This is a genomic window from Dellaglioa sp. CoH-57-MRSF-19, assembly GCF_056781975.1.
This window is the reverse complement of the sequence record NZ_JBXAXW010000008.1, coordinates 22038-32659: the sequence shown is the minus strand read 5'-3', so window position 1 is coordinate 32659 and position 10622 is coordinate 22038. Positions and strand designations below refer to the sequence as shown.

Genomic DNA, 10622 nt, shown 5'->3' with positions numbered 1-10622 from the left:
AAGTCACGTGATAAAGTATCCGCTAAAGAAGTGCTAACGCGGCAGGATTTGCAAACCTTTCATGAGGATTTAGATCAAGATTTAAAAAAAGTGCTGCCATTTTATGAACAAGGGATTTTAAATCACAAAACCTTACCGTTTGAGAATGTCGCTGAAATCAAAAAATACAATGATCAGTTCAACGCTTTAAAAACGGAACTAGCTGACGTTGAAGAAAATATTAGGGCTAAACAGGCCGTACTTAAAATCACGGATCAAGCCTTAACGGAAGTTGACTTAGCCGAAAAACAAATTGATGATTTTAAACAAGCCTTATCTAAAAACCTTTTTGGTAAGACGGTGCTTAAACCAGATGACTTAGATCGCTTTAAAAGCGTGTTAGCCACGATGAAGAAAGCCACCCTACAAAGCAAGCATGAAACGCAAGAACTCAAACAAACGTTAAGACAAGTCAAAGCGCAATTAGCAGACGTCCAAGCAGACTATCAAAACCTAAAAGAAACGCATCAAGCGCTTCAGAAGCGGCACAGAGAACAGCAACAGCTGGATTATGCTATGCGCGATATGCTTAAAAATGATTATGGTGTCGACAAACTATCGCATACTGATGTGGAGGCTCGGTATGTTCTTTATAAGCTGGATCATGAAGAAATCACTAAAAATAAGAAAGCGGCTCAGTCATGGTTAAAAACCTTGACGACAGCTAGAGAAGATCCAGACACCAAAATAGCGCCAACTAGATTAGATCGCGGTATCGAACAAGTTAAAGCATTAATTAATCGAATCATTGAATTAACGCGTGATATTTTTAAAGGACCAAGTCTTTAACGTTTAAACGGTTTATTTGCCGTTCTAAGCGTTTTTAACCACGCAACGTATAAATAATCATTAACCACTTTAAAATGGCACTATTGGCTTAATAAGTGGCAATCTATGTTAGATAACTAGGTAGCCGGCATTTGAAATGATTCAACACAAAAAGAACACCACGTACAAAATTTATGTACAACGGTGTTCTTTTTGTTTTTTATTTTATTGAATCAATAAAAAGGCGGAGCCTATTATAAGTTTATCTTTTATATTTTAATCTTTTGTTCTTTTGCGCGGTTAGAAAGTGTGTTTTATCAAGGATTTTCAGAGTTATACCCCTACAAAAAACTGTGTATACCCCTACAAAAAACTGTGTATACCCCTACAAAAAACTGTGTATACCCCTACTTTTATTTTGATTTTGTAGTAATAAAAATGCATAATAAAAGCATGAAGAAATTATCTTTGGACAGACTTTCTTCATGCTTAATCCAAACACGCAAAGGAGCGTATCTATATGTCTATTATACCAGAATCCAAAACAAGGCAGGTACAGACCTTGAATGACTTATCAAAACGAAAAGTAGTTGAACATAATAGCCTCATTACATCGATTGCCAAAATGGATAAAACCCCACTGAAAATGTTTGAATTAGCTGTTTCTTTAATTGATACAGACAATCCCCCTCAAGATCAGACCGTGTATCTATCAAAGAAAGAATTATTTGCCTTTTTTAAGGTAGATGATAATGACAAGCATAGTCGCTTTAAAGAAGTGATTGAAAAGATGCAAAAACAAGCATTTTTTCAGATTAAAAAAGAACAAGATAAAGGTTTTAAGTTTGTTAGTATTGTGCCAATCCCGTATGTAGAATGGACGGACTATCATGATGAGGTATTAATCCGATTTAGTCCTGAAATCATGCCTTACTTAATTAATCTCAAAACTAATTTTACGCAACATGCTTTGTCAGATATTTCAGAATTAAATAGTAAGTATGCTGTTATTTTATATCGTTGGCTATCAATGAACTACAATCAGTATGAGCATTACAGTGTTAAGGGTGGACGGCGAGAAGAACAAGTTGAAAATTATCGCAATCCAACTATTGGTATGCGAGATTTACGAGAAATGACGGATACTGTAAAAGACTATCAAAGAATTGATAATTTTGAAAAAAGAGTGTTAAAAGCAGGACTTGATGAAATTAACTCATACACTTCTTTTAATGTCACGTATGAAAAAGTAAAAAAAGGACGTAGTATTGATAGCATTGTCTTTCATATTACAAAAAAACAAGTCGCAGATGATAGTAGTTATAAATTAGGTGATCGAGATTATATTGATGGAAAGATAAGGCAAGAAGAAAGTGAAAATGAATTAGTTTTGCAGGCAATGGACAGTCCATATACAAAGCTACTTATGGAACACTTTTTATTATCATATTTGGATCTCATGGATAAAAAAATCTTAGCAGGCTTACAAAAAAATGTTTATCCCCTATATGACGAATTAAAAAATTTACGAGGAGTAAACGGTGTCAAAGAGCACTTAGCATATATCCGAGATAAACAAGATGACTATTCTAAAAAGAATATTGCTAAGTATCTTAAAAAATCGATTGAACAGTATCTACCAATCGTTAAAAGGCAGGATATAGATCATGAGTGAAAATTTAAAAACAATTCGAGAACTTGCTGAGGAGCTGGGAGTCTCAAAAAAGAAAATACACTACCAGGTGTCTAAATTAGATACTGATTCGATACAAAGATTGGATGGCACTATATACCTTGGTAAATCTGCAATATCAAAGATAAAATCAAACATGGGTTACTCTAAAGTGTCTGAATTAGATAGTTTAGGTATCCAAAACGGACGCGAATTAGATAGTGGATTAGATACTGAAAAAAACAAGTTGCTTAATGAAAAGTCTGAACAAATCAATTATCTGAAAGAACAACTGATTAAAAAAGACGGTCAGTTATCTATCAAAGATGAACAGATAAAAAGTCTAGTCGAAATTCAGAATCAGACACAAAATCTACTAGATCAGCAACAACGGCTAGCCTTACAGGACAAACAACTGCTCGAAGAATACAAGGCAGAAATTAAGGACTTGAAAGCCTTAACGATGGCACCGTATGATGATGGTGAAAAAGAAGTGACGCCAGACAAACAACCGGAACCTGAAAATAGCACCCCGGAGTCACAACCTAAACCTAAAAAGTGGTGGCGTTTTTTTCGAAGAAATTAATATAATACGATAGTAAAAAGACAACTAAAGCAGACGGTTTAATCATGGGTATGCAGAGTTCCCTACATACTGTGGTCTATAAGCACAAAATAACATGATTATACTAAAAGTAACATACTTGGAAGTGAGGATATAAAAATGCCAGTTGCATTAAAGCCTGAAAATGTCATCAATAAAATGTTTTATCGGCTACCGCTCGGAGATAATCGTAAAGCGGAAATAGCTAATTTGCTGAAAGATTTGATTACTGAAATTAATGATGAAAATACAGAAGAAACCAACAAAGGATATATTCGAGATTTTTTAAGAGGTCTCGGTTTTCAACAAGAAGGATTTAAGGTAAACGCTGAAGGACGGATAGATCTAGTAATCTCGAAAGAAAGTGTTAATTATGTATTGTTAGAAACGAAAAAATTAAGATCACCAGACATGATTTCTGAGTCGCATATAAATCGAAAAGCTTTGCATGAGCTAATTCTCTATTTTATGAGAGAAAGATTTGGTGCAAGCAATACTCGGATGACCTATTTAATTGTCACGGATGGAGTTGATTGGTTTATTTTTGACGCTGCTTTATTCAATAAGATTTTTGCGAAGAACAAGCATTTTGTGAATAATTATTTCGAATCTCAAGTTGAACAAGCAACGTTAGACGTAACTACATCTGATTTTTACACCAATATTGCAGCACCGTTTGTGGAGAAACACAAAGACGAATTGGAATATGTTCATTTAAATGTAAATAATCTATTTCAACAGAATGGCGAAATAAACGAAACCAGAGCTCGACGATTCATAAGAATGCTTGCTCCTGAAACGTTAATGAAGAGGTCATTTGTGTCTGACTCAAACGTATTGGATCAGAAGTTCTATGACGAATTGCTATATATAATAGGGTTAAGAGATCGAAAGGATGATAAGGGAATTGAACGATTGCCCGAATCGGATCGTCAATCAGGTTCTTTGACGGAATTGGTTTACAAGGCATTTGATTCTTCTGATTATCGTTTTGATGATGAAGAACAAAAGTTTGATTATACAGTCAACATTGTATCGACGTGGGTGAATCGAATCTTATTCTTGAAGTTACTAGAAGGTCAATTGATGAAATTCAACAACGATGATATCAAGTATAAGTTCATGTCGAATGAAAACCTCAGCAACTTCAATCGATTAAATGAATTGTTTTTTGGTGTACTAGCAAAGCCTGTTGATCAGCGCGGAAGTTTAGCGAAGAAATATGAGTATGTTCCATATTTAAATTCGTCGCTTTTTGAGAAATCAGTTACAGAATCTACGTTGTTAATCAAGCCTTCGGATTTATCGGATGATGAAGAATTATCTCTGCGAAGCCGGTCAGTTTTGCTCGACCGTGTGACAAAGGGTACGAAAAAGTTGCCAACGTTAAGATATCTTCTAACGTTTCTTGATTCGTATGCGTTTAACACAGATGGTAAATCTGTGAATAATGAAAGATTAATCAATGCGTCCGTGTTGGGTTTGATTTTCGAAAAAATTAATGGATACAAGGATGGTTCCTTCTATACCCCCGGATTCGTAACATCGTTTATGGTTCGGAAGGCAATAGACAGGTCAATTATTGATAAGTTTAGGGCTGACGGATTTAAAGTAAATTCAATCGCTGATATTGCTGAAGTCACTCCGGAAAACAAAGAAAAGGTCCTTAGTGTACTTCGGAATTTTAAGGTGGTGGACCCAGCAGTTGGCTCAGGTCACTTCTTGGTGTCCGCCTTGAATTACTTAGTAAAGTTACGGGCTAGGTTACGCCTTCTTCCGGCAGAAATTCGGATGGATGTCAATATCGAAATTGAAAATGATGAGTTAGTCGTAGTTATGCGTGATGACGAAACATACTTTACCTATAGTCGTGGATCTGAAATGCGTCAGGCAATCCAAGAAACGTTATTTAAGACGAAGCTGGATATCATTGAACACAATTTGTTTGGGGTTGATATTAATCAAAACTCCGTCAATATTACTAGGCTTCGACTTTGGATTGAGTTGCTAAAGAATTCATATTATGAGGAAGATGGAAATCTTCGGACTATGCCAAATCTTGAAATGAATATCAAGGCTGGAAATTCAGTTGTGTTCAAGTATGCTTTGAATCGTAATCTTGGTGATGTCACAGCTCATACCGATTTGACAGTGACTGAGTTTAAAGAATTGGTTCAAGATTATCGCAATACAGATGATAAGGTGGTCAAGTCAAAAATTGAAAAGGCGATCGAAGATTTTAAGAACCAAATTATCAATAGCATTTTGGATAAAGGTGATCGGACTAAACTACGTAACCTGCACCAACAACGAAATGAGTTGCAGGGTGGAATGCTATTGTTTGAGACCAAGTATGAACGTGAAAAGCGAAAAAAGCAGATTAAAAAGCTTGATAAACAAATTGTTGTCAAAGAAGCTCGACTGAAAGAAGTAAATAAGGCCCCACTCTTTGCCAATTCATTTGAGTGGCGATTCGAATTTCCTGAGGCCCTTAATGGCAATGGGGCATATACTGGATTTGATTTAGTTGTTGCTAATCCACCTTATATTGGAATGAAAGGCCATAAAGATATTTTTGAAAGTGTTGCTCAAACTGATTTTGGGGCACAATGGTCGAAAGGCAAGATTGACTTCTTTTATTATTTTATTCACTTAGCAATCGATCTACTGAATAAAAATGGCTCTTTGGCATTTATCACTACTAATTATTGGCTTACTGCGACTGATGGAGCAGCTCTTCGTAATGATTTAATTAGTCGTATGCACTTGACTGATTTATTGAACTTTAAGGAATTAAAGATTTTTAGTTCGGCGCTCGGTCAGCACAACGTTATCACTTTTGGAACTAAAGCATCCTATCCTGGTGAAGTTAGCACATTAGTTACGAATGAGACGGGGTCTGCTCACAGTGATGTGTTTGAGCTCATAGTTGAGGGTAAGAACTCAAACACCGACTACGGACTTGTTCCACAAAGCGAATTGCAAGATCAGAGTACGGGATACTTTGTTTTAGATTCAGCATCTCGTGATGAATCGTTGACTGATTTAATTGTGAAACTTAAAAGCCAAAAAACGTTACTGTCGTATACTGAAAATCCTAAATTGGGACTGACAACGGGCTCAAATAAGATTTTCATTTGGGGAAAGGGGTCTGTGGAAGCAATGTCAATGACCGACTATGAACGCAATTTGTTCAAACCGCTTATAAATGGTAGTTCATTAACTACGGTTACAGAAAAAACTTTTCCAGATTCATATGTGATGTATATTGATCATACTGTTGACAAAAAAAAGATTCCAAACTTATTAAAATGGATTAAGAGTCAACCTGATTATGATAGACTTACGAAAAGGCGGGAAGTTACTAGCGGTCGCATACGATCGTTTGAACTATGGTGGCCGCGTGAACAATGGATGTTTGAAAGTAAATCAACCATTTATGTCCAAAAAAGAGCAAAAAATCCACGTTTCACGTTGAATACGCAAGGTTATTATCTAAAGGATGACTCGTATGCAATTACACTAAGTCAGGCATATCAAAGGCATGATAAATATACAAAAGTAATTTTGGCCGTACTGAACTCCACAATAGCTCATTTTTGGCTAGTGAAACTGGGACGCAAAAAGGGAAAGTCATTGGAATTATATCCACAAGTTCTTGCTACAATTCCAATGCCAAACGTGGAACTTATTAAGGAGACAGATATCATTAAACTAGATGACGCGATTAATTCTGGGAATCTCCTTGATGTAGCCGATCGATTTGCGGTGAATTGGTTCAATTTAGATATGGGAGATATTAATATAATGAATAAATACATCGTAGATAATCAATAAGTATGGTTGAGAAAAAACTTGCCATAGTTTATACAGGTTTAGTTAGAGTTTAATCAAGGGAACTCTGTATTATCAATGATGACTATGGTCAGTATATTTAAATAACCACTAACAAAGGGTCTATAATTATATAATGACCCCTAGGAAAGACTATTAAAACAGCCCCCATTATCTGACTAGTAGATAATGGGGGCTGTTTTTTTGTTAAGTGATATAATAAACCATAAAAGAAGTTTAGAAATACGGTCCTGGTCATCAATAAATAAACAATTTAATTATTTAATTTCAGAAAGGTATATATGAATCATGGCGCAACAAATTGTCCTACCGATCAAAGACTCCAACGTTTTAAAGATGGTACAAGATACACTTCTCGATAGTTTCCGTGCTGGTCGCCGAAATTACACCGTTTTTCAAGTTGGTAAGGCCACGCTACTACGTGTGAGTGATGTCATGACATTAAAAAAATCAGATGTCTATAATCCAGACGGCTCTGTCAAAAATACAGCCTTTATTCATGATAAAAAGACCGGTAAAGCAAACACGTTATATTTAAAGCCTGTTCAGCAAGACTTGTTGCAATATCATGATTGGTTGGTCCAAGAAAATATCAATTCTGAGTGGTTATTTCCCTCGACAGCCCATCATGATCACCATATCACCGAGAAACAGTTTTATAAAGTGATGGTGCGTGTTGGTGATCTACTAGGTATCAACTATTTAGGCACGCACACTATGCGTAAAACAGGTGCTTATCGTGTCTATACACAGTCAAATTACAATATTGGTTTAGTCATGCACTTATTGAATCACTCAAGTGAAGCCATGACACTGACTTACCTTGGGTTAGACCAAGCTAGTCGCGAAACGATGTTAGATCAAATTGATTTTGGTTAACCTATAAAAAAATTTTGCTCGTATACTGAAAATCCGGATTGCTTTATTTCTAGGACATAATCCGAGATAATCAAGTATAGGTTTTTTTTATTATGAAAGCTAAGAGATACTCAACTGAATTTAAATCATCAATCGTTGCCTTGTACAACGAGGGTCGTTCTGTTAATTCGCTGGCCAATGAATATCATTTGGCTGTACAAACGGTTACGGGCTGGGTCAAAAATCTCAAATCAATCCCAACTGCTCTTATACTAAAAATAGTCCATTTTTTTAGTACAAGAGCAGAAGTCCAAGCAGCCATTGGTTGGTATATCAATTTTTATAATCGAAATCGTATCTCAAATGTTGCCTAAGTAACTGAATAAAAATAGTCCAATTTATTGACTTCTGAGCACTATACTCTATTTTTACGGTGGCATTTCTAATTTGTTAAATTTTCATATTAAATTTTAATGTTCCTATCTATTTAACTCTAACTAACAGTTCAAGTGCCTTTTGATATTGCTCAGATCCTGTTTCTGCTTCTGAACAATTTCTAATATTTTCAGCAATAACTAACTTTATTGCCTTATCAAGACTTGCTCTGACAGCAGATAACTGTATGACGACCTCTTCACAAGGACGCTCTTCATCAATCATATTGACAATTCCATTTATTTGGCCTGCTGATCTCTTTAACCTATTTTGTATATTTTCATACTGATATGCTATTGTATTCATACCTGAACCTCATAAGTCAATTATTTTACAATGTTTTGTGGATACATCAACTGATACAGTGAAAACGCACCATCAAGATTTTTGACATTTCTGAATCCATTATTAATAAATATTCGTTCAGCTGTATAACTTCGTTGACCTGTAGCACACGATACAATGATACCAGTATCTTTTGGTATTTGATTAATACGGTCTCGTATTTTTTCTAACGGAATATTTATGAAACCATTAATTAATCCCATAGCTCTAATTTCCTGAGAAGATCGTACATCAATTAATAAGTAACCATCACGCCTGTAATTCTCTAATTCATTATATTGAATATTATGAGATCGACTATTAATAATATTTTCAGCCACATAACCGGAAATATGAACGGGATCTTTAGCTGCTCCGAAAGGAGGAGCATACGTTAATTCCAGTTCAGGTAAATCATCTACTTTCAGCCTAAATTTGATTGCCGTTGCAAGAAGATCAATACGCTTATCTACCCCTTCATTTCCAACAGCTTGGGCACCTATAATATCACCAGTATTTGTAAAAATAAGTTTTATCATAACTTGTGTTGCGCCAGGATAATAGCTTGCGTGATGATAAGAAAAAGTATGAGTCACATGATAATTTAAACCAAGTTGCTTTGCTTGTTTTTCATTAATACCTGTACTTGCAGCTGATTTAGAAAAAACCTTAACGATTGATGTGCCAATCTCAGGTTTATTTTTAATAGATAAACCGTGAATAGCATCAGCAACTTGTCGCCCATGTCTGTTTGCTGGTCCCGCTAATGGAATTAGTGTTTCCTGTTCAGTAATTTGATGAATAACACTGATAACGTCACCAATTGCATAAATGTTAGAGTCACTTGTTTTAAAATCATGATCCACAACAATGCCTTTATTGGGCCCAACTTTTAGGCCTGCAGCTATGGCTATATCAGAATTTGGTCGAATTCCTGCAGCAATAATAACAGCATCAGCTTGTATTGACATACCATTATCTAAATAAAGAATGTCTCTGCTCACCTTATTTATAGTAGTTCCCGTATTGATACGAACGTCATTTTTTATGAGCTCATTCGTAATCGACTGTGCCATCTCAATATCAAGATTTGGCAATATTTGGTTAGAACGTTCAATAAGATTGACTGAAAAACCTCTCTTAATCAAATTTTCAGTAACTTCTATACCAATAAATCCAGCACCAAGTACCGCAACCGTTTTAATACTCTCATCTAAATGGCTCATAATGTTATCTAAATCAGGGATATTACGTAATTGAAAAATGTTTGATTGAGTATGAAGCCCCTTAATCTTAGGTATTACAGGACTAGATCCTAAAGATAATATTAATTTATCATAATATAGCTTCTCTTGTTGGTCATCATGATTGACAGATATCATCTTATTATCTCTATCAATATGGGTCACTTCACTGTTAACACGTACATCTATATTAAACCTACTTCTTAAATCATCAGCGGTTTGCACAATTAATTGGGAGCGATGTTTAATCGTTTTGCTAATGTGGTAAGGTAACCCACAATTTGCAAAAGAAACGAAAGGGCCTTTTTCGAAGACTATAATTTCATCTTTTTCAGATAGCCTTCGCAGTCTAGTAGCAGCTGACATACCGGCTGCTACCCCCCCCACTATAATAATCCTCATGTTATACCTCTTAGATATACTTTTTTAAAGTATTTTCGATTTCATCTTTAGGATGAAATCCAACAATTTTATCAATGACTTGACCATTTTTCTTAATAATTAACGTGGGGATACCTTGAATGCCTAGTTGGCTGGCAACCTGTTTATTTTCATCGATATTTACTGAGGTAAACTTTATTTTACCGCCTAATTGATTTTCTTCTGATAAGTGTTGTAGTATAGGGTCCATCATCTTGCATGGCGGGCACCAATCAGCACGAAAATCGGTCAAAGTAACCCCTTCTTGTGTTTCATTTTCAAATGTACTATCAGTAATTTCTTTGATTGTTGCACTCATTTCTGCTTTCCTCCAAATATTCTAGGTTTCTATGATTAAGAAAGAAGGTAATATATACCCCCTAGGGTATATATTACCTTCTTT

The 10622-nt window shown here is 35.3% G+C and carries 9 protein-coding genes; 6 read left to right on the top strand and 3 right to left on the bottom strand.

What is annotated here, in order from left to right:
• From AC1RO3_RS07505 to AC1RO3_RS07480, 6 genes are all read left to right on the top strand, one after another.
• Nucleotides 1-828 (top strand): MobV family relaxase (locus AC1RO3_RS07505; protein WP_481763399.1); only part of this gene is annotated, 828 nt, incomplete at its 5' end.
• A 499-nt stretch (nucleotides 829-1327) separates the two neighbouring features.
• The gene (locus AC1RO3_RS07500; protein ID WP_150309677.1) at nucleotides 1328-2482 is read left to right on the top strand and encodes a RepB family plasmid replication initiator protein; all 1155 of its coding nucleotides are present in this window, start codon (nucleotides 1328-1330) and stop codon (nucleotides 2480-2482) included.
• On the top strand, nucleotides 2475-3065 hold the full coding sequence (locus tag AC1RO3_RS07495; protein ID WP_481762427.1) for a DNA-binding protein: 591 nt from the start codon (nucleotides 2475-2477) through the stop codon (nucleotides 3063-3065). Before AC1RO3_RS07500 ends, AC1RO3_RS07495 begins: the two co-directional genes overlap by 8 nt.
• A 138-nt stretch (nucleotides 3066-3203) precedes the next feature.
• Nucleotides 3204-6920: a type IIG restriction enzyme/methyltransferase gene (locus tag AC1RO3_RS07490; RefSeq protein ID WP_481763398.1), complete on the top strand. Its 3717-nt coding sequence runs from the start codon at nucleotides 3204-3206 to the stop codon at nucleotides 6918-6920.
• A gap of 306 nt (nucleotides 6921-7226) precedes the next feature.
• Entirely contained in the window at nucleotides 7227-7817 is a 591-nt protein-coding gene (locus tag AC1RO3_RS07485; protein ID WP_150262567.1) for a site-specific integrase, read from the top strand.
• A gap of 92 nt (nucleotides 7818-7909) precedes the next feature.
• Complete coding sequence (locus AC1RO3_RS07480; RefSeq protein WP_263317203.1) at nucleotides 7910-8170, top strand: transposase; 261 nt, start codon at nucleotides 7910-7912, stop codon at nucleotides 8168-8170.
• Nucleotides 8171-8279: 109 nt separating this feature from the next.
• On the opposite strand, the gene AC1RO3_RS07475 is transcribed toward AC1RO3_RS07480, so the two are convergent.
• Genes AC1RO3_RS07475 through trxA form a run of 3 tightly spaced genes read right to left on the bottom strand, consistent with a single transcriptional unit; the run spans nucleotide 8280 to nucleotide 10538 of the window.
• Nucleotides 8280-8537: a metal-sensitive transcriptional regulator gene (locus tag AC1RO3_RS07475; protein ID WP_010276712.1), complete on the bottom strand. Its 258-nt coding sequence runs from the start codon at nucleotides 8535-8537 to the stop codon at nucleotides 8280-8282.
• A gap of 20 nt (nucleotides 8538-8557) precedes the next feature.
• Nucleotides 8558-10201, bottom strand: coding sequence for an FAD-dependent oxidoreductase (locus AC1RO3_RS07470; RefSeq protein ID WP_481762417.1), 1644 nt, complete (start codon nucleotides 10199-10201; stop codon nucleotides 8558-8560).
• A gap of 10 nt (nucleotides 10202-10211) precedes the next feature.
• Nucleotides 10212-10538: a thioredoxin gene (trxA, locus tag AC1RO3_RS07465; RefSeq protein ID WP_010276702.1), complete on the bottom strand. Its 327-nt coding sequence runs from the start codon at nucleotides 10536-10538 to the stop codon at nucleotides 10212-10214.
• Between the last annotated feature and the right edge of the window lie 84 nt (nucleotides 10539-10622).

Excerpts from the sequence above, each read along its gene's own strand:
- AC1RO3_RS07495 (WP_481762427.1), top strand. The coding sequence starts at position 2,475 with ATGAGTGAAAATTTAAAAACAATTCGAGAACTTGCTGAGGAGCTGGGA.
- trxA (WP_010276702.1), bottom strand. The coding sequence starts at position 10,538 with ATGAGTGCAACAATCAAAGAAATTACTGATAGTACATTTGAAAATGAA.
- AC1RO3_RS07500 (WP_150309677.1), top strand. The coding sequence starts at position 1,328 with ATGTCTATTATACCAGAATCCAAAACAAGGCAGGTACAGACCTTGAAT.
- AC1RO3_RS07490 (WP_481763398.1), top strand. The coding sequence starts at position 3,204 with ATGCCAGTTGCATTAAAGCCTGAAAATGTCATCAATAAAATGTTTTAT.
- AC1RO3_RS07485 (WP_150262567.1), top strand. The coding sequence starts at position 7,227 with ATGGCGCAACAAATTGTCCTACCGATCAAAGACTCCAACGTTTTAAAG.
- AC1RO3_RS07475 (WP_010276712.1), bottom strand. The coding sequence starts at position 8,537 with ATGAATACAATAGCATATCAGTATGAAAATATACAAAATAGGTTAAAG.
- AC1RO3_RS07470 (WP_481762417.1), bottom strand. The coding sequence starts at position 10,201 with ATGAGGATTATTATAGTGGGGGGGGTAGCAGCCGGTATGTCAGCTGCT.
- AC1RO3_RS07480 (WP_263317203.1), top strand. The coding sequence starts at position 7,910 with ATGAAAGCTAAGAGATACTCAACTGAATTTAAATCATCAATCGTTGCC.